This is a genomic window from Saccharopolyspora gloriosae, assembly GCF_022828475.1.
GTDB lineage: Bacteria > Actinomycetota > Actinomycetes > Mycobacteriales > Pseudonocardiaceae > Saccharopolyspora_C > Saccharopolyspora_C gloriosae_A.
Window position 1 is genome coordinate 474312 of the sequence record NZ_CP059557.1, and the last position, 24883, is coordinate 499194.

A 24883-nucleotide genomic window follows, 5' to 3' on the forward strand; every position below is an offset into this window, starting at 1 on the left:
ACGTCCGTCACTCGAACGGGGTCACGTGTTCCCGAACGCCCGCTCCCGCGGCCCGTCCTCTGGAGGCCCGATGCCGCGCATCACCGTCAACGTCGACGGCACCGAATACACCGACGACGTCGAACCTCGCACCCTGCTCGTTCAGCACCTCAGGGAACGGCTGGGCAAGGTCGGCACCGTCGTCGGCTGCGACACCAGCAACTGCGGTGCGTGCACCGTCCACCTGGACGGGCACAGCGTCAAATCCTGTTCCGTGCTGGCCGTCCAGGCCGACGGCCACGACATCACCACGATCGAAGGACTCGCCCGCGACGGCGAGCTGCACCCGATGCAGCAGGCGTTCCACGACAACCACGCGCTGCAATGCGGCTTCTGCACTCCCGGCATGATCATGCAGTCGCTCGACCTGCTCGCCGAGACACCGGACCCCGATGACCAGCAGGTCCGCGAAGGACTCGAAGGCAACCTCTGCCGCTGCACCGGCTACCAGAACATCGTCCGAGCCGTCCGCGACGCCGCGCAGCGGATGCGGCCGGGAGCCGGGCCGGCCATCGAGCACACCGAGGACGCCCCGCGACAGCGCGCCGGAGAGCAGCAGGCCGAGGTGACGCAGCCATGACCGCCACCGCAGAGCCCGAACTCGGCCGCCCCCGCAAGCGCAAAGAGGACGCCCGACTGATCACCGGCCGCACTCGCTGGACCGACAACATGGTGCTGCCGGGCATGCTGCACCTGGCGGTGCTGCGCAGCCCCGCCGCGCACGCCCGGATCGCCTCGATCGACACCGAACGCGCCCGCCGGATGCCCGGTGTCCGCGCGGTCCTCACCGGCCGGGACATCGCGGCCGAACAGGGCAGCCTGCCGTGCGCCTGGCCCATCACCGAGGACATGCTCGCCCCGCAGGCTCCGTCGCTGGCGGTGGACGTGGTGCACTTCGCCGGTGAGGCCGTCGCCGTCGTCGCCGCCCGCAGCGCCGCGGAAGCGCACGACGCGCTCGACGTGATCGACGTGGACTACGACGACCTGCCCGTCGTGCTCGACCTCACCGCCGCCGCGGGCGACGATTCCCCGCCGGTGCACGAAGAACTCGGCACGAACCGCAGCGCCACCTGGACCTTCGACTCCGCCGAGGCCGGGACCGGCGGCGACGTGGAGCGCGCGCTCGCCGACGCGGAGGTGCGGGTGGACCGCACGTTCCGCCAGCAGCGGCTCATCCCCGCGTTCATGGAACCCCGATCGGTCGTGGTGGACCCGACCGGCGAGCAGTTCACGATGTGGTCGGCCACCCAGGTCCCGCACATCCTGCGGCTGATGCTGGCGATGACGCTGAACGTCCCGGAACACCAGGTCCGGGTCATCGCGCCCGACGTGGGCGGCGGGTTCGGCGGCAAGCTCCAGGTGACGCCGGAGGAGATCATCACCTTCCTGCTGGCGCGCAGGCTCGGCGTGCCGGTGAAGTGGACCGAGTCGCGCTCCGAGACGATGATCGCCGCGCACCACGGCCGCGACCAGGTGCAGCGGCTGTCCATCTCGGCTCGCCGGGACGGCACCGTCACCGGGCTGAAAGTGGAGCTGCTGGCCGACATGGGCGCCTACCTGCGGCTCGTCACACCCGGGGTGCCGATCTTGGGCGCGTTCATGTTCAACGGGATCTACAAGTTCCCCGCCTACCACTTCAGCTGCACCAACGTGTTCACCAACAAGACCCCCACCGACGCCTACCGCGGCGCCGGACGGCCGGAGGCCACGTTCGGCATCGAGCGGATGATGGACGAGCTCGCCGCCGAACTCGGCATGGACCCGATGGAGCTGCGCCGCAAGAACTGGATCGAGCGCGAGGAGTTCCCGTTCGACACGGTGGCCGGGCTGACCTACGACTCCGGTGACTACGCGGCCGCCACGGACAAGGCGATGCGGCTGCTGGGCTACGAGGAGCTGCGCGCGGAGCGGGCGGAACGCAGGCGGCGGGGCGCGACGGTGCAGCTGGGCATCGGGATCTCCACGTTCACCGAGATGTGCGGCCTCGCCCCGTCCCGCGTGCTCGGTTCGCTGTCCTACGGCGCGGGCGGCTGGGAACACGCGGCGATCCGGGTGTTGCCCACCGGCAAAGTCGAGGTCGTCACCGGTGTCTCACCGCACGGGCAGGGCCACGAGACGGCGTGGAGCCAGATCGTCGCCGACCGCCTCGGCATCCCCTTCGACGACATCGCGGTGCTGCACAGCGACACGCAGAGCTCACCGAAAGGCCTGGACACCTACGGTTCGCGGTCGCTCGCGGTCGGCGGCATGGCGGTGGTCGCCGCGGCCGACAAGGTGATCGACAAGGCCCGCAGGATCGCGGCCCACCTGATGGAGTGCGCCGAGGACGACGTCGAATTCACCGAGGGCAGGTTCGGCGTGCGCGGCACCGACCGGGCCACCGCGCTGGGCGAGGTGGCGCTGGCCGCGTTCGCGGCGCACGACCTGCCGGACGGTGTCGAGCCGACCCTGGACGCCGAGGCCGTCTTCGACCCGGAGAACTTCTCGTTCCCGCACGGCACCCACCTGTGCGCGGTCGAGGTGGACACCGAGACGGGACGGGTGCGGATCCGGAAGTACGCGTGCGTGGACGACGTCGGGACGGTCGTGAACCCGCTCATCGTGGAAGGCCAGGTGCACGGCGGGCTCGCGCAGGGCATCGCGCAGGCGTTGTTCGAGGAAGCGGTCTACGACGAGGACGGCACGCTCACCACCGGGACGCTGGCGGACTACCTGGTGCCGTCCGCGGTGGACCTGCCCGAGTACGTCACCGACCGCACCGAGACGCGGGCGACGTCGAACGTGCTGGGAGTGAAGGGCGTCGGGGAGGCGGGCACGATCGCCTCCACTCCGGCGGTGGTCAACGCGGTGGTGGACGCGATCCGGCATCTCGGGGTGACCGATGTGGAGATGCCGTGCTCGCCGCAGCGGGTGTGGCGGGCGATCACCGGGGCACGCGCCTCCGGTGCGACCGCGCCGGAATCCGGTGGCGGCCTGGGCTCGATGAACGTGACGGGAGGGACCCGATGATCCCCGCAGCCTTCGACTACGTCTCACCGTCCACAGTGGATGAAGCGGTGCTGGCGCTGCAGCAGGCCGGTGACGAGGCCAAGGTGCTCGGCGGCGGGCAGAGCCTGCTGCCGGTGCTGCGGATGCGGCTCGCCGACCCGCAGCTCGTCGTCGACCTGGGCCGGATCCCGGAGTTGCGCGGCGTGCGCGCCGACGGCGACGGCATCGCCATCGGCGCCATGACCACGCACCACGAGATCACCCGCGATCCGCTGATCCACGAACACCTGCCGCTGCTGGCACTGGCCACCCGCACCGTCGCCGACCCGCAGGTGCGTCACCGCGGCACGTTCGGCGGGTCGCTCGCGCACGCCGACCCGGCCGGGGACCTGCCTGCGCCCGCGTTGGCGCTGGACGCCGAGATGGTGCTCGCCGGACCGGACGGGCGTCGCACGGTGCCCGCCGCCGAGTTCTTCGTGGACTTCTTCACCACCGCCCTCGAAGCGGACGAACTGCTGGTGGAGGTGCGGTTGCCGAAGTGGACGGGCTGGTCGGCGCACTACGAGAAGTTCAACAGGGTCGCCCAGGCCTGGTCGATGGTCGGCGTGGCCGCCGCCGTCCGCGTCGACGACGGCACCATCGCCGAGGCTCGTGTCGGACTCACCAACATGGGCGCCACCCCGATCCGGGCCGCGGGCGTGGAACAAGCGCTCGTCGGGGCACCGGCCACCGCCGACGCGATCCGGCAGGCCGCCCGGCACGCCGCCGACGGCACCAGCCCCACCGCGGACGCGAGCGCCGACGTGGACTACCGGGAGCACCTCGCCGAAGTGCTCACCGGGCGTGCGGTGTCCGCGGCCGCCGGGGTGTAGGAATGGACGGGTCGGTGCGTCGTGCGGCGCACCGGCCTCCCTGGTGCACCGCAGCGTGCGCGGGGAGACTGGCGCGGGTGGTCGTCGGCCGGGGACACGTCCCCGTGCACGCCCGGCGCGGCCCGCGGAGCTTCGCCCCGCACACCGTGCGGCGATCTACCAGGAGGACTTGTCCCGTGCAGATGCAGCACCACTTCACCGTTCCGGTACCGGTCGACGTGGCGTGGCCGGCGATCATCGACCCCGAGCGGGTCGCCCCGTGCATGCCCGGAGCCACTCTCAGCAGCGCCGAGGGCAACGACTTCGCCGGCTCGGTGAAGGTGAAGCTGGGGCCGATCTCCTTGCTGTACAAGGGGACCGGATCCTTCAAGGAGGTCGACGAGGCGTCGCGCCGGGTCGTCATCGACGCCAGCGGCAAGGACTCCCGAGGCAACGGGACCGCGGCGGCGACCGTCACCGTGACGCTCACCGCCGACGGGGAGAGCACCTCGGCGCAGGTCGACACGGATCTGAAGGTGACGGGGAAACCGGCGCAGCTCGGGCGCGGCCTGATGTCCGAGGTGGGCGGCAAGATCTTGAACCAGTTCGCGGGCAACCTGGCCCGGAGCCTGACCGGGGACGACACCGGCGAGGCGGCCGCTTCCGCCGGTGCGAAACCCGGCACGACGGAAGACACCGGCAAGGCAGGCGGAACGCCCCGGCCGGGCGCGAAGTCGGGTGAGACTTCGAAGTCCGGTGAAGCGGCGAAGTCGGGTGAGGCCTCGAAGTCCGGTGAAGCGGCGAAGTCGGGTGAGGCCTCGAAGTCCGGTGAAGCGGCGAAGTCCGGTGAGGCCTCGAAGTCCGGTGGGGCCTCGAAATCCGGTGGGGCCGCCAAGTCCAGTGGAGCGGCGAAGTCCGGTGAGTCGAAGGACTCCGACGCCGCGAAATCCACCGCCGGGCACTCGACGAACGGTGAGCACCCGTCGTCGGCGGAGGCGGCCGCGAAGGACGCGCGGGTCGGCCGCACCCCCGCATGGCGAGTCACCTCTCCCGCATCGGAGCGGACCGGATCCGCGGATGCGGTGGCCTCCTCCACGACGGCCGCCCAGCGTCCCGCGGGCCGCGCCGACGCCGTGGTCACGGGGAGCCCGGTGCCGAACAACGAGGCCATCGACCTGCTGGGCGCCGCCGGCACCCCGGTGCTCAAGCGGGCGGCGCCGATCGTCGCGACCGTGCTGGTCGCGGGGCTGCTGCTGCGCTGGCTCCGCCGTCGTCGTCACCGCGGCTGACCGGAAGCGCCCGCCCCCACCGGGACTCGCGATCCCATGCCATGTCCCCTTGAACCGGTCCCACCCGGTCAAATGGGCCGTTCACCCGGTGCGGCTCGTGCGGTGAACGGTCCATTCGCCCAGTGCTACTGGGCAAAGGAGGCATTCACCCGACCTGCCTGGGGCCGGGAGATCGGAAGTGTCGCTGTGGGATCCGGGGTGCGGGTCACTTGCGGGGTTCGCGAGTGCCTGCGCTGACGACTCCGGCGCGGTGGGTCCAGCCCAGCGCCGTGTAGAGGTGGCGGCCCTGCTTGCTGGCGGTGAGCAGGCCTGTTTCGGCTCCGAGACCGGTCGCCGCGCGGACCAGCGAGCTCATCACCGCGCCGCCCAGGCCACGCCTCCGGTGCGTGCGATAGGTGGCGATGTTGTGCGCCACGGCCACCCCGTCGTGCACCACCATGATCCCGTGAGCGGCGGGCCTGCCGTGCTCGTCGGCGATCCGGATGTCGAGGATCGGCCCGTCCCGGTCCAGCGACACCGAGTACGGGTCGACGACCGGTAGATCGGGGTGATCGCGCAGGTCGATCGTCATGAAGTGCTCCTGCTCGGCGGCGAGGCGGAGTCCTTCCTCGCCGAGCACCGCCGTGACCTCCCGCGGCGCGGTCGTCGGCACGGTCAACCAGTCCGGGTGCGGCGAACCGGCGACCTGCGCGGCGAGTGCGCGCAGCGCCGCGGGATCTCCGTCGGCGTCGAGCACGATGCTCTCCAAGTGGCGGCCGGGTTTGCCGGACAGCACATGCAACGCCCCGTCCGCCTCGTCCGCCGGAGCCAGCCCGCACGCCACGCCCCAGCCGTGCTGCCAGCAGCGGACCAGGTCGGTGAGGGGATGCGCGGGAGCGGTCATGCCCCCACCCAACCACCTCGCCCCGCCCCGACGAGCCGCCGCACCTGACCGGAGGAAGTGAACGGAGGAAGTGAACGGACCGTTCGTCCAACGGGATGGGACGAACGGTCCGTTCACCCTTGGTGAGATCTCGCTGCGCTTATCGCGCGTGGGTGTGTCGGCGAGGTGCGGCGGGCGGCGGGCAGCGCGATGCGACGGTTCGAAGGGGAGTGAACGGACCGTTCGTCCAGCGGGATGGGACGAACGGTCCGTTCACTCCATTCCGGTGCGGGTGTGGGCCGGGATCAGCCGTCGGTGAGCAGGGCGTGCACGCGGACCAGGCGGTCGAGCCAACGGCGTTGATCTTCGGCGCCGGGGGTGGCGGCGGCGACCCGCGCCGGGTCCGGCAGCGGAGCACGCCGCGGCACCGGCAGCAGGCCCTCCCGAGGCACCAGCGACTCGCTCACCACGTCCCCGTCCAGCAGCGACATGGTGCCCAGGCCGCAGGCGAACGGCAGCTCCGGCAGCGCGCCGGCCAGTGCGAGCTGCGCGGACAGCCCCACGCTCGTCTCCACGGCCGAGGACACCACGCACGGCAGCCCGCACGCCTCCGCGACGCGCAACGCTCGCCGCACCCCGCCGAGCGGGGTCGCTTTGAGCACCGCGACGTCGGCGGCCTCGGCGACCGCCACCTTCATCGGGTCCTCGGCGCGGCGGATGGATTCGTCGGCGGCGATGCGCACGGTCACCTTGCGGCGCACCGCGGCGAGGTCCTCGATCGTCGGGCTCGGCTGTTCCACGTACTCCAGGCCGCCCGCCGCCCGGTCCAGTTCGGCGATGCGGGCGACGGCGGTGTCCACGTCCCACGCTGCGTTCGCGTCCACCCGGATCGCCCCGGACGGCCCCAGCGCGTCCCGGACGGCCGCGACCCGCTCGATGTCGTCGGCGGGAGTCTGGGAGCGTTCGGCGACCTTGACCTTCGCCGTCGTGCAGCCCGAGGCCGTGACGATCGCGTGCGCCTTGGCCGCGTCCACGGCGGGCACCGTGCAGTTCACCGGCACCTGGTCGCGCACCGGTTCCGGCCAGTCGCCGGCGCAGGCCTCGAGTGCCGCTGCCAGCCAGGGCACCGACTCGGCGTCGTCGTAGTCCTCGAACGGGCAGAACTCGCCCCACCCGGCAGGGCCGCCGAGCAGCACGCCTTGTCTGCGGGTGATGCCGCGGAACCGGGTGCGCATCGGCAGGCCGTACACGCGGACCGCGTCGAGCTCGGCCAGGCTGATCGTCGCCCCGTTCGCGGTCATGTCTGATCCTTCCGGCTCGGCCGTCACCACGGCGTTCCTCCCGCACCTCGGCGTCATCGTCGCGCCCGTGCGGCCTTTCCGCGGACCCGGGCGGGACGCGTGCAATGACGCCGTGGGCCATGCAGGTGTTCCCGCATCACGCCCGACGCGAAGCACCGACCTCCGCTCAGGAGGCCGGTGCGATCGGATCCGCGCGCGTCAGGCGACGCTGGGACGGCCCAGGTCGAACACGTCGACCTCGAACCTGGCCCACTGCTGGCGCAGCGTGGTCACCCCGTGGTCGAGGATGTAGTTCAACTCGCCCAGGGTCACGGGCAGCAGCGTGTACACCTGCAGCTGCTCGTTGCCGTCCGGATCGGTGAACCGGGTGAACTCCGGCGGGAACAGCGGATGGCCGCTGGCCAGGACGCCGTAGAACTCGGTACCGGGCAGCAGCGGGCTCTCGTTCGGCACGATCTGGTCCGGTACGAGGTGCGTTCCGCTCTGCACCAGCAGTTCGGACGTCACGTCCACCAGGTGCCTGGCCGCTTCGGCCTGCTCCTTGTAAACGGTGCAGGCCAGTTCCTGCGCGGGCTCGGCACCCAGCGGCTGGAACCGCAGACCGGAGCTGATCACGGTGCTCAGGTGATACTGCTCCAGGTGGAAGAACACCAGCCCGTAGCCGCGGTTCTCGCCGCGCACGTTGGGCGGCTCCGCGGCCGTGGGGGTGCCCGCGTGACGTTCGAGGTTCTCCGCCAGCCCGATGAACCGGTGTGCACCACCCATCGCGGTGTTGTGCTTCTCGGTGGTCATCCGATCTCCAGTGCTGCGTGTGCTGTCGCAACGGTAACCGGTGCCTGCTGCGGCACGGGCGGTTTCACCGACGACCACGAAAATACGACCTCGCTCCTGCGTCGTGGCGGCGGGTGCCGCAACCGATCACGTGTCCCGCGCTACACGGGCGCCGGCGCGGCTCAGCCGACATCGGGAAGGGCCGGTCCGAGCAGGTCGTCGGCGTCCACGATGCGGTAGGCGTAGCCCTGCTCGGCGAGGAACCGTTGCCGGTGCGCCGCGTAGTCGGTGTCCAGTGTGTCGCGGGAGACGACGGAGTAGAAGTGCGCCTGCTTGCGTTCGGATTTCGGCCGCAGCAACCGGCCCAGTCGCTGAGCCTCCTCCTGACGGGATCCGAACGTGCCGGAGACCTGCACGGCCACCGACGCCTCCGGCAGGTCGATGGAGAAGTTCGCCACCTTGGACACGACGAGCCTGTTGATCTCGCCGTTGCGGAAGGCGTCGAACAGCTTCTCCCGCTCCTTGTTCTTCGTGGAGCCCTCGATGATCGGGGCGTCCAGCGCCTCGCCGAGTTCGTGCAGCTGCTCCAGGTAGGCGCCGATGACCAGCGCGGGCTCACCCGGGTGCTGGTCGAGGATGGCGCGCACGACGGGGGCCTTGGTGCGCGCGGTGGAGCACACCTTGTAGCGCTCCTCGGCCTCGGAGGTCGCGTACTGGAGGCGTTCGTTCTCGGTGAGCGTGACCCTGACCTCGACGCAGTCGGCGGGCGCGATCCAGCCTTGGGACTCGATGTCCTTCCACGGAGCGTCGAAGCGCTTCGGGCCGATCAGCGAGAACACGTCGCCTTCGCGGCCGTCCTCGCGCACCAGGGTGGCGGTGAGGCCGAGGCGGCGGCGGGACTGCAGGTCCGCGGTCATCCGGAACACCGGGGCGGGCAGCAGGTGCACTTCGTCGTAGACGACGAGGCCCCAGTCGCGGGAGTCGAACAGCTCCAGGTGCTTGTACTCGCCCTTCGACTTGCGGGTGATCACCTGGTAGGTGGCGATGGTGACCGGGCGGATCTCCTTCTTCTCCCCGGAGTATTCGCCGATCTCCTCTTCGGTGAGCGAGGTGCGTTCGATCAGCTCCCGCTTCCACTGCCTGCCCGCGACGGTGTTGGTGACCAGGATCAACGTGGTCGCGCCCGCTTCGGCCATGGCGGCGGCGCCGACGAGGGTCTTGCCCGCGCCGCAGGGCAGCACGACCACGCCGGAGCCACCGGCCCAGAACGACTGCACCGCTTGGCGCTGGTAGTCGCGCAGGCTCCAGCCGTCCTCGGCGAGTTCGATGGGGTGCGCCTCGCCGTCGACGTAGCCCGCGAGGTCCTCGGCGGGCCAGCCGATCTTGAGCAGCAGCTGCTTGAGCCTGCCGCGTTCGCTGGGGTGCACCGCGACGGTGTCGTCGTCGATGCGGTCGCCGAGCATCGGGATGATCTTCTTGTTCCGCAGGATCTCTTCGAGCACCGCCCGGTCCAGCGAGATCAGCACCAGGCCGTGCGCCGGGTCCTGGGCGAGCTGCAGCCGACCGAACCGGCCCATCGTCTCGACGATGTCCACCAGCAGCGGCTGCGGCACGGGGTAGCGGGAGTGCCGGACGAGGCCGTCCACCACCTGCTCCGCGTCGTGTCCCGCCGCGCGCGCGTTCCACAGCGCCAGCGGCGTGATCCGGTAGGTGTGCACGTGTTCGGGGGCGCGTTCCAGCTCGGCGAACGGTGCGATGGAGCCGCGGGCCTCGTCGGCTTGGGCGTGGTCGACTTCGAGCAGCAGGGTCTTGTCGGACTGGACGATGAGCGGTCCGTCGGTCACGGGTGCGACTCCTCGGGCTGGACGACTCTTTGCGCAGGTGATCGGGCGTGCGGAACAACGGCCGGACCGCCCTCCAGTATTCCACTGGTGCCGCGGGCGCCTGCCGCGCTACTGCTGAAGCGACTTCCGCGCCCAGAACGGGCAGGCGGCGAAGCCCAGCAACGGCGACCATCCGCTCAGCGGAATCCCGGACGGCGATCGGCCGGATGCGTCGCGTGCTGGCGAGGGGAATCTCTACGAGGTCGCGGGTTCGGGGTCCTCGACGGTGTTCTGGGGGATGATCTAGGAGTAGGCACTGGGTGATCCGCGGTTAGGGCCGCGCGCTGGGAAGGCACTTGAACATGAAGCTGAAGTACAGGTTGATCGCCGCGGTCGCGGCGCCGCTCGTCATCGGCGCGGGGACCACCGCGTGCTCCGGTGCGCCCGCGCCGGAACGCGCCGCTACGTTCGCGGCGGCCGACGCCGACGCCGGTGTTCGGGCCGGCGCCGAGTACGTGGCTCTGGGCAGTTCGTTCGCGGCCGGCCCGGGCATCACGCCGACCAAGCCCGGCAGCCCGGCAGAGTGCAAGCGCTCGACGCAGAACTACGCCAGCCGAGTCGCGGACCGTTCCGGCCTGGACCTGACCGACGTCAGCTGCAGCGGCGCCACCACGGAGAACATCCTCACCAAGTCCCAGGCCGGTCAGGACCCGCAGGTCTCGGCGGTCACCGCCGATACCCGGCTGGTCACGGTGACCATCGGTGGCAACGACGTGAACTACTCGGGAAGCCTGAGCGTCTACTCGTGCCACGACTCCAAGGGCAAGAACTGCGGGTCGGTCGATGAGGATGCGATCAACAAGGACCTCGGCACCGTGCGCGGCAAGATCGGCGATGTCGTTGATGCCTTGCACGATCGTGCGCCCGATGCCCGGATTCTTGTGGTCAACTACCTGACGGTCCTGCCGGGTGAGGGTGTGTGCGCCGGGGTGCCGCTCACCTCCGAGCATGCCGATTTCGAGCGCGACGTGGCGGCCCGGTTGAAGGACGCGACCAAGAAGGCGGCCGAGGAGAAGGGCGCGACCTTGATCGACGCGGCCGGGGCCTCCGCAAAGCACCACTCTTGCTCGGGCGACCCGTGGGTGGAGAAGTACGAGGTCTCCGATGGGCGCGCGGCTTACCACCCGAAGCCCGCCGGGATGCAGGGTGTCGCCGATCTGATCACCAAGCAGCTCGGCTGAGGTCGCGATCGCCCTGGCCGGTGCCGTGGTCACGGACGGCGTGGGGCTGGACACGATCCGCCGGTCAGGTGCGTGGCCGTGGTGGCCGTCGGCTAGGTTCCGCTCGTCCGTAGATCATTTAGGAGATGTCTTCGTGAGCGTTCCGCCGCAGGGTCCGCATCCGACGGGGAGTCCGCTACCACCGGCGGGGCGGCCACCGCAGCCGGCCGGGTATCCACCGGAAGCTCTGCAGGAATACGTGTACGGAGCCGCCGGCCAGCCTCGGTCGGGAGACCAGTCCCCTGGTTATCCACAGGCAGGACGCGCACAGCAGGGTTATCCACAGGTTTATCCCCAGGTGATGTCGTTCAGTCCACAACAACCAGGTCAGCCGCCCAAGAGGAGGCGCGGCGTGCTGGCCGGTGTGCTCGGCGGTGCCGGAGTCGTCCTCGCAGGCCTGCTCGTCATCGTGGGCAGCTCCTTCGCGGGGGCGGATGACGGCACTCCGGAGGTGGGTGAGTGCGTGGCGATCACGGACGACTCCAAGGACGACCTCGAATACGAGACCACCGGCTGCGGGACCGCGGCTTCCGACCACAAGGTCGCCCAGGTGCGGCAGAACTACACGAGCTGCGGGAACGGCGACTACTCCGAGATCACCCAGGGCAGCACCAGGCTGTGCCTGATCCCGGACGTCGCCGTCGGCGACTGCCAGCGGCTCCCCGGGGCGACCAGCGGCGGCGTCTCGGTCCCGACGGGCATCGACACCAAGGTGCCGTGCGGCTCCCCGGAGGCCGACGTCAAGATCGTCACCTCGGTGCGTTCCGGCATCGGCGAATCGGCCTGCCCGGAGGACACGGAGAACTACTCCGCCTTCAACGACCCGCCGAAGACCATCTGCCTCAAATGGTTGCATTGATCCACTGAGCGGACGTGCGGCGACCGCCCCGCGCATCGGGTGTGCTGGGGTGGCCGGAGCATCAAGGGAAAGGCCGTCATGGGTGAGCGCACGGTTCGGGACGTCACGAGGGAACTGCTGCGCGGGCTGGGACTGACCACCGTGTTCGGCAACCCCGGCACCACCGAGGTCCCCTTCCTCACCGACTGGCCGGACGACTTCCGCTACGTGCTGGGCCTGCAGGAGTCCGTGGTGGTCGCGATGGCCGACGGATACGCGCAGGCGCGGCGGTCCCCGGTGCTGGTGAACCTGCACTCGGCGGGCGGCGTCGGGCACGCGCTGGGCGCCGTGTTCACCGCCTACCGCAACCGCACTCCGATGATCGTCACCGCCGGGCAGCAGACCCGGACGCTGCTGTTCGACGAGCCGTTCCTCGGCGCGACGGACGCGGCCACGTTCCCCAAGCCGTACGTGAAGTTCAGCTACGAACCGGTGAGCGCGGCCGACGTGCCCGCCGCGATCGCCCGCGCGCACCAGCTGGCCATGACCCCGCCGCAGGGTCCGGTGTTCGTCTCGATCCCCGCCGACGATTGGGACCAGCCGGGCTTCGACGTCCCGCCACGTCCGGTCACTCCCGGTGCCGCGCCGGATCCGGACGCGATCGCGGAACTGGCGGCCGCGCTGGACGGCAGCGAACGCCCCGCGTTCGTGGTCGGCCCCGCCGTCGACCACGACGGGGTGGTGCCGGAGCTGGTCGAGCTGGCCGAACGCACCCGGGCCGCGGTGTGGGTGGCCCCGCTCTCGCCGCGCTGCTCGTTCCCCGAGGACCACCCGCGGTTCGCCGGATTCCTGCAACCGGAGCGGCGCCTGCTGGCCGCCGACCTCGCCGCCCACGACCTCGTCGTGGTGTGGGGAGCGCCGGCGTTCACCTACCACGTGTATCGGGGCGAGGCGGAGGCCGAACTGCCGGAGATGTTCCTCGTGCACGACGACCCCGACGTCCTCGCCCGAGCCCGTCGGGGCAGGGGAGTGCTGGGCACCGTCGCGCACGCGGTCCGCGGTGTCGCCGAGTCCGTCGGCCCCGGTGCACCGGGACCGGCCGAACCCGCGTCCTCGGCCGGCCCGCCGCGCCCGGCGGCGAGCACGCCGTTGAGCGCCGCCTACGCGCTCGCCGAACTGCGCGCCGCGTGGCCCGCCGAGGCGGTGGTCGTGGAAGAGGCGCCGAGCCACCGCAACGACCTGCACGACCACTTCCCGATCACCTCGCGGGACGGCGGCTTCTTCGCCTGCGCCTCGGGAGCGCTGGGCTACGGCATCGGCGCCGCGGTGGGGGCTGCGCTCGCGGAGCCGTCGCGCCCGGTGCTGGCGCTGCTCGGCGACGGCTCCAGCATGTACGGCTTCCAGGCCGTGTGGTCGGCGGTGCAGGAGCAGGCGCCGGTCACCTTCGCGATCTTGGACAACGCCCGCTACGCGGCGGTCGCGGTGCTCGGCGAGGCGGGCGGCGGGCGGAAGCTGCCCGGCGTCGAGCTGGGCGGCACGGACTTCGCCGCCCTCGCCCGCAGCCTCGGCTGCCCGGCGACCACGATCACCACCCCGGCGGAGCTGGCCGAAGCCCTGGCCGCCCGAGCGTCCGGTCCGCACCTGCTGCACATCAAGGTCGGCGCGGAACAACGCCACCTCTACTAGCCCCCGGCCCGCCCCGACCGAGGTCGATGTCCCCTTCGTTCGGTCCTGCCGGTCAACGGGAACGTTCACTTGGTGGTGCCGGTGGAGTGAATGCCCGGTCCTGTTGGGCGAAGGGCCATTGACCTGGTGCGGGTCGTCAGGGGCTTGCGGCGATCATGGTGCTGGCGTCGAGGGGCTCGTCGATGAAGGCGAACCGGTGCATCAGGTCCGAGACCCGCTGCATCTGGGTGCCGTCGGGAACCGCGCGGAAGGTGACCAGCGCCGTCTCGGCCGCGACCTCCGGGGAGATCCGGGCGATGTCCGGCAGCAGCGGCTCCACCGCCCGGCGATCCCTGGCCTCCAGCGTGGCGCGGGTGAGTCCGCGCTGGAACGCGGCGAGCGTGCGCGGGTTGTCCTGCACGAAACGTGCGGTGGCGCCGTAGCCGGACAGCGGCAGGCCGTCGGCGAGGCCGGTGGCCGCGTCGACGAGCGTCCGCGCGCTGCCCTCGCGGGTGGCGATGGTGATGAAGGGTTCCGTGAGCAGCGCCGCGTCGAGGCGCCGCTGCGCGAGGGCCGCGGGCATGTTCGGGAACGAGATCGGCGTCGGGTGCACGCCGTCGACGGGCACGCCCGCCTCGTGCAGCGCCGATTTGACCAGCAGGTCGGACACGGTGCCGATGGCGCTGACGCCGACCACCCGGCCCGCCAGGTCGGCGGGGGCGCGGACCGGTGAATCGGGCGGAACCATGATCACGGCGGTGCCGGGTGCGGCCGCCCCGGCGTCGGCGACGATGCGCAGGTCGGCGGCGCCTCGGGACTGCGCGGTCAGCAGCGGCACGTAGCTGCTCAGCGCCACGTCGTACTCGCCGCTGATCAGGGAGGTGAGCGCGGCGCTGCCGTCGGTGGCCTTGACGATCTCCACCTGGAGGCCTTCGTGCTGGAAGTAGCCGCGGCGCACGGCCAGCGCCAGCGGCGCGTACTCGGTGGTCGGCAGCGTGCCGACCCGGATCACGGCCTTCTCCACGTGGTCGTTGCCGCCGGCGGCCCGGGAGCCGCCGAGCAGCCCGCAGCCGCTGGTGGCGAGGAACGCGGCCGAGCCCGCCGCGGCGAGCAGTCCGCGCCGGGACAGCGACCTGTCAGGTAACCGTCGAGGGGAGCGAGCAGCGGACATGGCCGGGCCTCCTGGTCAGGGCGCAACACCGGTTGAGACAGCAGTTCGCCGGCGACCCGCCCCGGTCGCCGGCGACCCGGCTTCAGCTGTCTAGCGGCGCGCGATCACGCGCCACCGGTCGGATTCTGCTCCAACGGGGGCGGTTCGACCAGCATCTGGGAGACATCGATCTGCTTGTCGATCTGCCCGAAGCGCTTCATCAGGTCCGCGACCCGCTGCAACCGGGACGCGTCCATCGAGGTCGGGATCTTGCCGAGCTCCACGATCGGCGCGAGCTCCGGGGTGATCTTGGCGAATTGCGGGAGCAGCGGGGTGACTTCGGCGCGGTTCTGCCCGGTCACCTGGGCGCGCTGCACGGCCCGCTGGAAAGCCTTCAGCGTCTGCGGGTTCTCCTCGGCGAACTTCGAGGTCGTCATGGCGCCTGCCACCGGGAAGTCCGCGGTGCCGCCGGAGAACGCGTCCATGATCGAGACGGCGCCTGCGTTCTTGGCGGCCTGGGTGATGAACGGTTCGGTCATCACCGCCGCGTCGATCTGGCCGTTCTGCAGCGCGGGCAGCATGTCGGGGAAGCCGAAGCGCACGAACTGGTCGTCGGAGACGTCGATGCCCCGGTCCTGCAGCGCGGCCTTGGTGCCGATGTCGGTGATGGCGCCGGGCGCGCTGTAGGCGATCTTGGCGTTGGCCAGGTCTTCCGGCTTCTTGATCTTGGAGCCGGGCAGCACCATGATGTTCATGGTGTTCGGCACCGAGATCATCATCTCGCTGATGATCTTGAGGTCGGCCGCGCCGGTGGCCTGCGCCTTGATCGGCGCCGTGTAGCTGCCGAGGCTCACGTCGTTCTGGCCCGAGATCAGCGAGGTCAGCGCCGCCGGGCCATCGGAGACCGGCTGCACCTTGACGGTGAGGCCCTCGTCCGCGAAGTAGCCCTTGGCCTGCGCCACCGCGATCGGAGCCTGGGACAGCGCGGGCAGCGAGCCCACGACTACCGTGTCCTTCTCCGGGCCCTTGCCGCCACTGGTATCGCCGCCCGCTCCGTCGGAGCCGCTGAGCAGCCCGCAGCCGCTCAACGCGAAAGTCGTGATGCCGATCGTGGCGATGGACAGCAGTGCGCGGGTAGCGCGGTGCCGTGTTCCACGTGGGGCCGGTCTGCTCGGCATGCGGGGGTGCCTCCTCGGGCGAGCGGTGCGTAAGGGGAAACGAAGGTGCCGAGCGGGGTGGCGCCGGAAGCCCACGTCTGGCCTGCTTAACAGGCTGCAATAGGATTGGAATCGCACTTACCCGAGCGTGTCAAGGTGATCTAGTTCCCGGTGACGAAGGGTAATTGCATAGGGGCTGGGTGTAGCTCCACGTCGTTCGGCGGTCCTTTTTTCTCGCATTTGTAGGGAAATGTGTGAATGTGCGGCCCCTGCTGAGGAGAATGTTGATGGAGGCTTCTGGTATGCCGACCGTGCGCGACATCACGCGCGGCCTCATGCGCGATCTCGGGTTGACGACCGTCTTCGGCAACCCGGGCACCACCGAGGTCCCGTTCCTGGATCAATGGCCCGACGACTTCCGCTACGTGCTCGGGCTGCAGGAGTCCGTCGTGACCTCCATGGCCGACGGGTACGCCCAGCAGACCGGGAACGCGGTGCTGGTCAACCTGCACTCCGCGGGCGGAGTCGGGCACGCGCTCGGGGCGGTGTTCGGCGCCTACCGCAACCGCACGCCGATGATCGTGCTCGCCGGTCAGCAGGACCGCAGGCTGCTGCCGCACGACCCGTTCCTCGGCGCGACCGAGGCCGCCCAGTTCCCCAAGCCGTACGTGAAGTGGTCGCTGGAACCGGCTCGTGCCGCGGACGTTCCGCTGGCGCTGATCAGGGCCTATCAACTGGCCATGCAGGGGCCGCGCGGCCCGGTGTTCCTGTCCGTCCCGGCCGACGACTGGGATCAGCCGGGTGAGCCGGTCGCCGCACCGGCGCCCGTCGCGACGCCCGCCGCGGACCCGGCGGTGATCACCGAGCTCGCCGCCGAACTGCGCGACTGCGAGCGCCCCGCCTTCGTCGTCGGACCGGCCGTGATCGAGGCGGGCGCCGTCGCCGAGCTGGTGGACCTCGCCGAGCGCACCGGCGCCGCGGTGTGGATCTCGCCGATGGTCTCGCGGTCCTCGTTCCCGGAGACCCACCCGCAGTTCGCCGGGTTCCTGCAGCCCGCGGAACCGGCGGTGGCCGCCGCGCTGCGGGACCACGACCTGGTCACGGTGTTCGGGGCGCCCGCGTTCACCTACCACGTGCACCGCGGCGAACCGGAGAATCGCAGGCCGCAGGGCTTCGTGATCAGCGACGATCCGGAGATCCTCGCGCGCACCCGGCACCCCCTGCGGGGCGTGCACGCGGGCCTCGCCCCGGCGCTGCGCCAGCTGCTGGCCGAGGTGGCGCCGTCGGATCGGCCCGCCGCGCAGGCCTGGTCACGACCGGAGCTGCCGCCGATGAGCACCCCGCCGCAGGCCGATCACGTGATCAGCCTGGTGCACGAGCTGCTGCCCGCGGACGCCGTTGTGGTCACCGAGGCGCCGACGCACAAGCAGACGATCCAGCGGCACCTGCCGTTCCACTCGCCTGACCAGGACTTCCACGCCGGGGCCAGCGGTTCGCTGGGCTACGGGATCTCCGCGCTGGTCGGCTCGGCGCTGGCCGCCCCGTCCCGTCCGGTGCTGGGCATCATCGGCGACGGCGCCAGCATGTACGGCATCCAGGCGCTGTGGACGGCCGCTCAGGAGCACGCTTCGTTGACGATGTTGGTGCTGGACAACGAGGAGTATGCGGCGGTCCGGGTGCTCGGTGAGGTCGGTTCCGACGGCAAGATGCCCGGTGTGGCGCTCGGCGGCATCGACTTCGTCGCGGTCGCGAGCGGATTGGGCTGCTCGGCACGCCGGGTGGACGATCTGGCGGAGCTGGACCGGGAGCTGCGCTCGGCGCTGGCCGAACCGGGGCCGACCGTGCTGCACGTCCCGGTCGCGCCCAGCGCCCGGAAACTGTACTGAGATCGAATTCCCTGATTCGCGGAGTATCCCTTGCGAATGTTCTCGACATCCGAGCGAAGTGGTGATTCTGGGATTTTCACCAGTCTTTTCATGATTCGCCCGGATGTCGCATTCGGAGAGTAATCGCTACTACTCGGTAAGTCCGTGGATCCGGACTGCTGAATGGCGTCGCGGCCCGAAAGCGGGTGCGCCAATGGGCACACGCCGAAGTGGTGCACCCGCCGCAATCCGATCAGATGAACGGCGGGCGCCGGTTCGGTTCACCCCGAGGCGGCCACGTGCGGGTCGGCCGTGGGCGAGTGCAGCAGCCGCGCCACGTGGCTGCGCAGCCGCACGAACTCGGCGGAGGCACGGGTGGCGATCTGGTCGCGCTGCCCGCCCAGCGCCACGTCCAGCTCGGCCACGACCGTCGCGGGCGACTTGGACAGCACCAGCACCCGGTCGCCCAGGTAGATGCTCTCGTCGATGTCGTGGGTGACCAGCAGGATCGTGCTGCCGTACTCCTCGCGCACCGACAGCAGCAGGTCCTCCAGCTCGAACCGGGTCTGCGCGTCGACGGAGGCGAACGGCTCGTCCATCAGCAGCAGCGCGGGCCGGGTGGCCAGCGCGCGGGCGATCGCCACGCGCTGCTGCATGCCGCCGGAGAGCTGCCACGGGTACTTCTTCGCCGCGTCCGACAGGCCCACCCAGGCCAGCGCCTCCTCGGCGCGTTCCCGGCGGTTCACCGAGCGCGTGCGCAGCGGGAACTCCACGTTGCCGCGCACCGTCATCCACGGGAACAGCGAACGGCCGTAGTCCTGGAACACGACGGCGAGGTCCTCGGGCACTCCGTCGATCTCGGAGCCGTGCAGCGCGATGCGCCCGGAACTGGGCCGCTGCAGGCCGCCGACCAGTCGCAGCAGCGTCGACTTGCCGCAGCCGGACGGGCCGACGATGCAAGTGAGCTCGCCGGTGCGCACCGTGAAGCCCAACTCCTCGATGGCGACGTGCCGCTGCTTTCCGGGGTAGGTGTGACCGAGCCCGGTCACTTCCAGCATGGTGCTCACGGTCATCCTTTCGCTTGGGCGGGCTGGTCGGAGGCTTGCTGCCAGCTCAGCGCGCGCCGCTGCACCGCGAGCAGGCCCGTGTTGAGCAGATAGCCGAGCAGCGCCAGCAGCACGATCCCGGCCCACAGGTCGGGGAACTCGAACTGCTGCTGCGCGTAGATCAGCTGGAAACCGAGACCGGTGCTGGCACCGACCATCTCGGACACCACCATCAGGATCAGCGCCTGCGAGAGGCTGACCCGCAGCCCGGCGAAGATCTTCGGGGCGGCGGCGGGCAGCACGATCCGCGTCCACCAGTCCCAGCGTCCGATGCCGAACGCCAGCGCGGTGTGCTGCTTTACGCCGTCCACCGAGGCCGCGCCGTCGGCGGTGTTGAGCACGACGGTGAACACGGTGCCGAAGATGATCGTCGCCAGCTGCATGGGCGTGCCCAGGCTGAACAGCACGAGGAACAGCGGCACCAGCGCCGGCGTCGGCAGCGAGCGGCAGAAGTCCAGCAGCGGCCCCACGTACTCGGTGGCCTTGCGGGAGCGGCCGAGCGCGATGCCGACGACCACGCCGATCACGCCGGAGATCAGCCAGCCGCCGAACAGCCTGCCCAGGCTCGGCAGCACGTCGCGGAACACGGCGTCGGTCAGCCACAGCTGGGAGGCGGGTCCGGTCAGCCAGATCTCCCACGCGTGCGCCACGATCCGCGTCGGCGGCAGGAAGTAGACGTTCGCCGCGAGGCGGGTGGCGAGCTCCCAGAGCGCCACCGCGACCAGCAGCAGGCCCCACTTGACCAGGAAGTTCCGGATGTTCGAGACGATCCGATGCGTCATCACGGTTCCTCCCGGCTCTCGGTCCAGCCGAACAGCTTGCGTTGCGCCTGCTGCAGCCCGGAGTTGATCAGGTATCCGATGGCGCCGACGATGACGGTGCCCGCGAGCACCAGGTCCATCTGCCCGCCGCCGCTGCTGGCTTCGAGGATGAAGGTGCCGACGCCGCGCGCCCCGCCCGCGATGAGCTCCACGACGACCACGACGACCAGGGCGATCGAGGCCGAGATGCGGATGCCGGTGGCGATGAACGGCGCGGCGTGCGGCAGCGCGACGGTGAACATGGTGCGCACCTTGCCGAAGCCGAAGGACCGCGCGATGTCGGTGTAGAGCGGATCCATCTCGTCCAGCGCGTACATGGTGTTGAACAGGATCGGCCACAGCGCCGCGTAGGTGGCCAGCGCGATCTTGGTCTCGGGTCCGGAGCCGAGCAGCAGCATCAGCAGCGGCAGCAGCGCGACCGCGGGCAGCGGGCGCAGGAACTCCACCACGGTGAGGCCGGCGATCCGGGCGGGGCGGACGCTGCCCAGCAGCAGGCCCAGCGGGATCGCGATCAGCGCGGCGAGCCCGAGCGCGATGAGGAAGGTCAGGATGGTCGCGACGGTGTCCAGCGCGAACTCCGCGTCGGCACCGAGCAGTTCGACGATGCGCGGTCCCACCGTGGAGGGCGGCGGGATGAAGCGGGCGTCGAGGACGCCGATCGCGCAGCAGAGTTCCCACAGCACCAGCAGGCCGGCCAGTCCGGCCAGGCCGCGAGCGAGTCGGGCCACCGGTCAGCTCCTTTCCGGCGGTGCGGAGGGATCGCGGCGGGGGCGGGTGTCGCTGTCTGCGGCGGTGCGCATCCTGGCTGTGTCTCCTCGCTGAACGGCGTGGATGTCCCGGTGTCGCCGGGTCTGGCCGAGCGCCTCCGGGAGCCGGTCGGCAGGTGGCCGCACGGCCTGCTGCGAACGGCCCACGGACGGATCATCGCCGCTGGTGGAGAGGATGATGATCACCCAGGCGACGGTGTCGACGGGCTCGGCTCTAAGGTGCTCTCAGTGCTTGTCGAACGGCGGTCGTCATCGACCGGAGCTCGCGCAGCCGCAGAGCCGGTCGTGAGCCTAGGTGATAGCCCGAACGGGTGGTAGGTCGGGCGTTTCGGATACCTGGAACGCCCGGCGGGCACGGTGAGTGACGGGCTAGGTCAAGACTGGTGATGCTCCTCTTTGGAGTGAAGGAAGCGCCAGGTACGTTACCTTCCGTGTCCTTACCCACTTCCCCGTCGGCGGTCGTCGCAAGTACCCTGTGCTGCGCTGGAACGCGAGGCGTGCCGGTACCGTCACATCGGGTGCCAGCCCGCCTTCCGTGTCGAGATTCGACCCGCTGAGCTGCGGGTTCGATCCTGAGCGCGGTGCAAGTGTAGATTTTTCGTGAGCGGTGCGAGCCTCCGCTGCTGTCGGAAGAGGAAGCCTGGAGTGGCCCGAGGAGACACAGGTCGCGAGCGCCTGAGCCGCACGGAGCAGGCGGACGCCGGTATCCACCACATGGGCGAGGCGCTCGGCACCGAAGGTCAGTCGCTCGGCACCGAAAGTCAAAGTGCTTCGCTGAGCCTGGGTTCCGCGTACTCGCGGTCCGGTCAGGACAGTGGTCCCGGCGACTGGCGACTGAGTAACTGGCGACTGCGCACCAAGCTGTTAGCGGTCCTGCTCATCCCACTGATCAGTGCCGTCGTGTTCGGCGGCCTGCACATTTACGACGGGTTCAGGGAAGCCCGTCTGCTCGACCAGACGCACCAGCAGGTGCACCTGGAGAAGACCGCCGACGATCTGACCCACACCCTGCAGCGTGAGCGCGACCTCGCGGTCTCCTACGTCGCAGCCGGCCGGTCCGGGGATCGGGCGCCGCTGGACGACACCCGCGGCAAGGTCGACGCCGCGCTCGGCGACTTCCAAGCGTTGATCGAGCAGAACGACACCGACATCGCCGCCCCGTACCGCATCGCGGCGAGCAACCTGGAAAGTCGGCTCGGGAGCCTGCGGGAGTCGGTCGACGCGACGCAGTACCCGCCGGAAGGCGTGCTGCGCACCTACAGCCAGAGCATCGACGCGCTGCTCGACCTCGGTCAGCAGAGCGTCAGCAACATCGGTGACTCGAACCTGCTGCGGCTGACGCTGGCGACGAACGCCGTCGCGGACGCGCAGGAGGCCGCTTCGGTCCGGGCCGCGCTGCTCAACGACGCGATCCGGGCGGGCCAGTTCCGCACCGACCAGAACCGCGAGCTGCTCGCGGCCGAGGCGCAGCTGCAGACCGCGATCAGCGACTTCAACGCCGTCGCCACGGAACAGCAGCAGCAGCTGTACCGGGACACCGTCACCGGCGCCGAGGTCGACCGCGCGAACAGCATGTCGCAGAGCGCGCTGGCCTTCGACAGCTCCGAGCAGTCGCTGAGCGCGCTGAACGCGCAGGAGTGGGACGCGGTCTCGAACCGCGGCGTGGACCTGATCGACCAGGTCGGCGGCCAGCTGCACGAGCGCTTGGAGGAAGCGGCCAACGACGCGGCCTCCGGGGCGCAGCAGCGCACCATCGCGGTCAGCGTCGCCACGCTGCTCGCTCTGGTGGTGGCGCTCGCGGTCGCCTTGATCGTGGCGCGCTCGCTGCTCGGTTCACTGCGCACCTTGCGCCGTTCGGCGCTGGACGTGGCGGACCGGGGCCTGCCGGAGGCGGTCCGTTCGATTCTGAACGAGTCCGGTCCGGGCTCGGGTTCGCTCACGCACATCGAGCCGATCCCGGTCTACAGCCGGGAGGAGATCGGCAAGGTCGCCCGCTCGTTCGACGCGGTGCACTCGCAGGCGCTGCGCCTGGCTTCCGAGCAGGCGCTGCTGCGGAACAACGTCAACGACCTGTTCGTGAACCTGGCCCGCCGCAGTCAGACCCTGGTGCAGCGTCAGCTGTCCCTGATCGACCGGCTGGAGCAGGACGAGCAGGACCCGGACCAGCTGTCGAGCCTGTTCGAGCTGGACCACCTGGCGACCCGCATGCGCCGGAACAACGAGAACCTCCTGATTCTCGGTGGCACCGACCTGACCCGGCGGATGATGCAGCCGGTCCCGCTGACCGAGGTCGTGGGCGCGGCGGTGTCCGAAGTGGAGCAGTACACCCGCGTTTCGGTCGCCGACTCCCCGGAACTGGGCATCCAGGGCCGCGTGGTCAACGACTTCGTGCACCTGGTGGCGGAGCTGCTGGAGAACGCCACGGTGTTCTCCAACCCGGACACCGAGGTCACCGTCCGCACCGCCTACCGCAGGCAGGAACTGGTGCTGGAGATCCGGGACCGCGGCGTGGGCATCGACGCCGCCGAGCTCGGCGAGATCAACGAGCGCCTCACGCGGCCGCCGGAGATCGACGTCGCGGTGTCCCGCCGGATGGGTCTGTACGTGGTCGGGCAGCTGGCCCGCCGCCACGACATCCGGGTGGACCTGCGCAACAACGGTGACCTCGAAGGCGGCGTGACCGCCAGCGTGCGGCTCTCCGGCGAGTTCGTCGTGCAGCTCACCCCGGACGGTCCGCGCCCGATGCCCGACGTGCAGCGGGTTTCCGCGGACGACCGGGACGCGTCCGACACCGGTACGCACCTGGGGCTGGCCGCCGCGTTCGGCGGTGCCGCGGCCACGAACGGCCGCGGCACGGACTCGTCCTCGCAGCTGCCGCCGGTGGAGCCGATGCAGGAGCTCTCCGGCTCCGACCCGGAGTCCTCCCGCGCCACGCAGGTGCCGGTGAGCAGCAACGGGCACGGCGGGATCGAGAAGACGCACATCTCCCCGGTGTGGATCACCGAGGACGACGAGGCGGAGCACGCGCTCGAACCGCAGGGCGAGCAGGACGGCCCCGAACCGGCCGCGGAAGCGCAGCAGCCGGAGGTCGAGCGCCAGGACGCCCAGTGGCAGGACGCCGACGAAGAGCCCGCCGACGCACCCGGGGACTACTCGTTCCGCGTCGCATCGGGTGACTCGTTCGGCGTGACCGACGTGCCGCGTTGGCACACCGCGGAACAGGCCGCCATCCGGCCGGACACCGAGCCGCCCGTCGAACCCGAGGTCCCGGAGCGGAGCTCCGAAGTGTGGCCCGAGGAGCCCGCCCCGGCGGACTTCGACGGCCAGTGCGGAGCCCCCCCAGGATTGGACGCGCCGCAGTTGGGTGAGGACGTCACGACCACGCTGGGCCGCGTCCAGGGTGAACCGCAGGACTTGTTCCACAGCCCGTACGAGGCGGAGAAGACGCAGCAGATCACGCGTCCGCCGAACGGCTTCGACTGGGACGCCGGCCTCCCCGAGGAGTCCCCGGCGGAGCCTCAGCCCGAGGCCGCACCGTCGCCGCCGCCACTGGGGTACGCGCACCAGGCACGCCGCGAGGGCGACGACGCTCCGACGGAGCGGTTGCCGATCTACGAGGCCGTGCTGTCGCAGTGGTTCCGCGAGGGCAGCGACGAGCCGACGCCGGAGGCGACCGCGCCCAGCGCGGGTTCGCTCAGCTTGGATTCGTCCGGATCGGAAGCGCGATCCGCCGAGTCCTCGTCCGACGCTCGCAAGTCGTCCGGTGCCGCGGCGGACTCCGGTGCGAGCACCGGCCGCCGGGCTCGCCGCGAGGCCATGGAGCAGAACGATCCCGAGCCGATCACCGGCTCGGATGCGCTCGACGCGACCAGCGGGTTCAGCTCCGTCGGCGGGGAGACCCCCGCAGCCGGTGGTGCGGACACGTCGACGCCGGGCCGTTCGGACAGCGGCGGGCACATCCTTGCCACGCCGCCCGATCCGGGCTGGGGTTCGGCGGATGTGGGCTGGCAGGCCGCCGAAGCTTTGGTGGCGCAAACCCGCCAAACCCAGGAGACCACCGCGGCGGGGCTGCCCAAGCGGGTTCCGAAATCGAACCTGGTACCGGGCTCCGCAGCACCGCGAACGCAGTCTCCGATGCCTGCGAAACCTGCCGCACCGCGTTCGGCCGATGCCGTTCGTGGACGGATGTCCAACTTCCAGAGCGGCGTCCGGCGTGGTAGGCACGCAAAGGCAGAACCAGTCTCGACCGAACCGCCCCGCTCGACCCCGAGCCGTCCCGAGGAGCAGGAGTGACCGGGTCCGTCCAGCAA

18 protein-coding genes are annotated in these 24883 nt (G+C 70.7%); 9 read left to right on the plus strand and 9 right to left on the minus strand.

Features of this window, described 5'->3' with window-relative positions; translation table 11 throughout:
• Window positions 1-70 precede the first annotated feature (70 nt).
• The 4 genes from H2Q94_RS02055 (at window position 71) to H2Q94_RS30810 (ending at window position 5167) form a co-directional block, all read left to right on the plus strand.
• Window positions 71-619, plus strand: a complete 549-nt coding sequence (locus H2Q94_RS02055) for a (2Fe-2S)-binding protein (protein ID WP_243791405.1) — start codon at window positions 71-73, stop codon at window positions 617-619.
• Complete coding sequence (locus H2Q94_RS02060; RefSeq protein ID WP_243791408.1) at window positions 616-3048, plus strand: xanthine dehydrogenase family protein molybdopterin-binding subunit; 2433 nt, start codon at window positions 616-618, stop codon at window positions 3046-3048. Before H2Q94_RS02055 ends, H2Q94_RS02060 begins: the two co-directional genes overlap by 4 nt.
• Window positions 3045-3899: an FAD binding domain-containing protein gene (locus tag H2Q94_RS02065; RefSeq protein ID WP_243791410.1), complete on the plus strand. Its 855-nt coding sequence runs from the start codon at window positions 3045-3047 to the stop codon at window positions 3897-3899. Before H2Q94_RS02060 ends, H2Q94_RS02065 begins: the two co-directional genes overlap by 4 nt.
• 182 nt (window positions 3900-4081) lie before the next feature.
• Window positions 4082-5167: an SRPBCC family protein gene (locus H2Q94_RS30810; protein WP_397545464.1), complete on the plus strand. Its 1086-nt coding sequence runs from the start codon at window positions 4082-4084 to the stop codon at window positions 5165-5167.
• 205 nt (window positions 5168-5372) lie between these two features.
• Here H2Q94_RS30810 and H2Q94_RS02075 read toward each other — a convergent pair whose 3' ends face one another.
• From H2Q94_RS02075 to H2Q94_RS02090, 4 genes are all read right to left on the minus strand, one after another.
• Window positions 5373-6050 (minus strand): GNAT family N-acetyltransferase, encoded by a 678-nt coding sequence (locus tag H2Q94_RS02075; RefSeq protein ID WP_243791412.1) that lies wholly within the window; start codon window positions 6048-6050, stop codon window positions 5373-5375.
• Between the two features lie 284 nt (window positions 6051-6334).
• Window positions 6335-7330 (minus strand): o-succinylbenzoate synthase, encoded by a 996-nt coding sequence (locus H2Q94_RS02080; RefSeq protein ID WP_243791414.1) that lies wholly within the window; start codon window positions 7328-7330, stop codon window positions 6335-6337.
• A 198-nt stretch (window positions 7331-7528) separates the two neighbouring features.
• On the minus strand, window positions 7529-8122 hold the full coding sequence (locus tag H2Q94_RS02085; protein ID WP_243791417.1) for a suppressor of fused domain protein: 594 nt from the start codon (window positions 8120-8122) through the stop codon (window positions 7529-7531).
• 161 nt (window positions 8123-8283) lie between these two features.
• Entirely contained in the window at window positions 8284-9945 is a 1662-nt protein-coding gene (locus H2Q94_RS02090) for a DNA repair helicase XPB (protein ID WP_243791420.1), read from the minus strand.
• Window positions 9946-10286: 341 nt separating this feature from the next.
• Between H2Q94_RS02090 and H2Q94_RS02095 the strand changes: the two genes are divergently transcribed.
• From H2Q94_RS02095 to mdlC (H2Q94_RS02105), 3 genes are all read left to right on the plus strand, one after another.
• Entirely contained in the window at window positions 10287-11165 is an 879-nt protein-coding gene (locus tag H2Q94_RS02095) for an SGNH/GDSL hydrolase family protein (RefSeq protein ID WP_243791422.1), read from the plus strand.
• Between the two features lie 391 nt (window positions 11166-11556).
• Window positions 11557-12063: an LppU/SCO3897 family protein gene (locus H2Q94_RS02100; protein ID WP_243791425.1), complete on the plus strand. Its 507-nt coding sequence runs from the start codon at window positions 11557-11559 to the stop codon at window positions 12061-12063.
• A gap of 78 nt (window positions 12064-12141) precedes the next feature.
• Window positions 12142-13728, plus strand: a complete 1587-nt coding sequence (mdlC, locus tag H2Q94_RS02105; RefSeq protein ID WP_243791427.1) for a benzoylformate decarboxylase — start codon at window positions 12142-12144, stop codon at window positions 13726-13728.
• 136 nt (window positions 13729-13864) lie between these two features.
• Here the strand turns inward: mdlC (H2Q94_RS02105) and H2Q94_RS02110 are convergent, their stop codons facing one another.
• Complete coding sequence (locus H2Q94_RS02110; RefSeq protein ID WP_243791429.1) at window positions 13865-14878, minus strand: ABC transporter substrate-binding protein; 1014 nt, start codon at window positions 14876-14878, stop codon at window positions 13865-13867.
• 104 nt (window positions 14879-14982) lie between these two features.
• On the minus strand, window positions 14983-16035 hold the full coding sequence (locus tag H2Q94_RS02115; RefSeq protein ID WP_243791431.1) for an ABC transporter substrate-binding protein: 1053 nt from the start codon (window positions 16033-16035) through the stop codon (window positions 14983-14985).
• 266 nt (window positions 16036-16301) lie between these two features.
• On the opposite strand from H2Q94_RS02115, the gene mdlC (H2Q94_RS02120) reads away from it, so the two are divergent.
• Window positions 16302-17900 carry a benzoylformate decarboxylase gene (mdlC, locus tag H2Q94_RS02120; protein ID WP_243791433.1) on the plus strand — a complete coding sequence of 533 codons (1599 nt, stop codon included), beginning with the start codon at window positions 16302-16304 and terminating at the stop codon, window positions 17898-17900.
• Between the two features lie 260 nt (window positions 17901-18160).
• On the opposite strand, the gene H2Q94_RS02125 is transcribed toward mdlC (H2Q94_RS02120), so the two are convergent.
• The 3 genes from H2Q94_RS02125 to H2Q94_RS02135 are packed head-to-tail and all read right to left on the minus strand — an operon-like array spanning window position 18161 to window position 20534.
• On the minus strand, window positions 18161-18937 hold the full coding sequence (locus H2Q94_RS02125; protein WP_243795478.1) for an ABC transporter ATP-binding protein: 777 nt from the start codon (window positions 18935-18937) through the stop codon (window positions 18161-18163).
• Between the two features lie 11 nt (window positions 18938-18948).
• Entirely contained in the window at window positions 18949-19767 is an 819-nt protein-coding gene (locus H2Q94_RS02130) for an ABC transporter permease (RefSeq protein WP_243791435.1), read from the minus strand.
• Window positions 19767-20534, minus strand: a complete 768-nt coding sequence (locus H2Q94_RS02135; RefSeq protein WP_243791437.1) for an ABC transporter permease — start codon at window positions 20532-20534, stop codon at window positions 19767-19769. Before H2Q94_RS02135 ends, H2Q94_RS02130 begins: the two co-directional genes overlap by 1 nt.
• Before the next feature lie 684 nt (window positions 20535-21218).
• Between H2Q94_RS02135 and H2Q94_RS02140 the strand changes: the two genes are divergently transcribed.
• Window positions 21219-24866 (plus strand): sensor histidine kinase, encoded by a 3648-nt coding sequence (locus H2Q94_RS02140; protein ID WP_243791440.1) that lies wholly within the window; start codon window positions 21219-21221, stop codon window positions 24864-24866.
• The last annotated feature ends 17 nt before the right edge of the window (window positions 24867-24883 follow it).

Bases quoted from the DNA above. Each gene is read 5' to 3' on its own strand.
- H2Q94_RS02055 (WP_243791405.1), top strand. From the start codon at position 71: ATGCCGCGCATCACCGTCAACGTCGACGGCACCGAATACACCGACGAC.
- H2Q94_RS02060 (WP_243791408.1), top strand. From the start codon at position 616: ATGACCGCCACCGCAGAGCCCGAACTCGGCCGCCCCCGCAAGCGCAAA.
- H2Q94_RS02065 (WP_243791410.1), top strand. From the start codon at position 3,045: ATGATCCCCGCAGCCTTCGACTACGTCTCACCGTCCACAGTGGATGAA.
- H2Q94_RS30810 (WP_397545464.1), top strand. From the start codon at position 4,082: ATGCAGCACCACTTCACCGTTCCGGTACCGGTCGACGTGGCGTGGCCG.
- H2Q94_RS02075 (WP_243791412.1), bottom strand. From the start codon at position 6,050: ATGACCGCTCCCGCGCATCCCCTCACCGACCTGGTCCGCTGCTGGCAG.
- H2Q94_RS02080 (WP_243791414.1), bottom strand. From the start codon at position 7,330: ATGACCGCGAACGGGGCGACGATCAGCCTGGCCGAGCTCGACGCGGTC.
- H2Q94_RS02085 (WP_243791417.1), bottom strand. From the start codon at position 8,122: ATGACCACCGAGAAGCACAACACCGCGATGGGTGGTGCACACCGGTTC.
- H2Q94_RS02095 (WP_243791422.1), top strand. From the start codon at position 10,287: ATGAAGCTGAAGTACAGGTTGATCGCCGCGGTCGCGGCGCCGCTCGTC.
- mdlC (WP_243791427.1), top strand. From the start codon at position 12,142: ATGGGTGAGCGCACGGTTCGGGACGTCACGAGGGAACTGCTGCGCGGG.
- H2Q94_RS02110 (WP_243791429.1), bottom strand. From the start codon at position 14,878: ATGTCCGCTGCTCGCTCCCCTCGACGGTTACCTGACAGGTCGCTGTCC.
- H2Q94_RS02115 (WP_243791431.1), bottom strand. From the start codon at position 16,035: ATGCCGAGCAGACCGGCCCCACGTGGAACACGGCACCGCGCTACCCGC.
- mdlC (WP_243791433.1), top strand. From the start codon at position 16,302: ATGGAGGCTTCTGGTATGCCGACCGTGCGCGACATCACGCGCGGCCTC.
- H2Q94_RS02125 (WP_243795478.1), bottom strand. From the start codon at position 18,937: ATGCTGGAAGTGACCGGGCTCGGTCACACCTACCCCGGAAAGCAGCGG.
- H2Q94_RS02130 (WP_243791435.1), bottom strand. From the start codon at position 19,767: ATGACGCATCGGATCGTCTCGAACATCCGGAACTTCCTGGTCAAGTGG.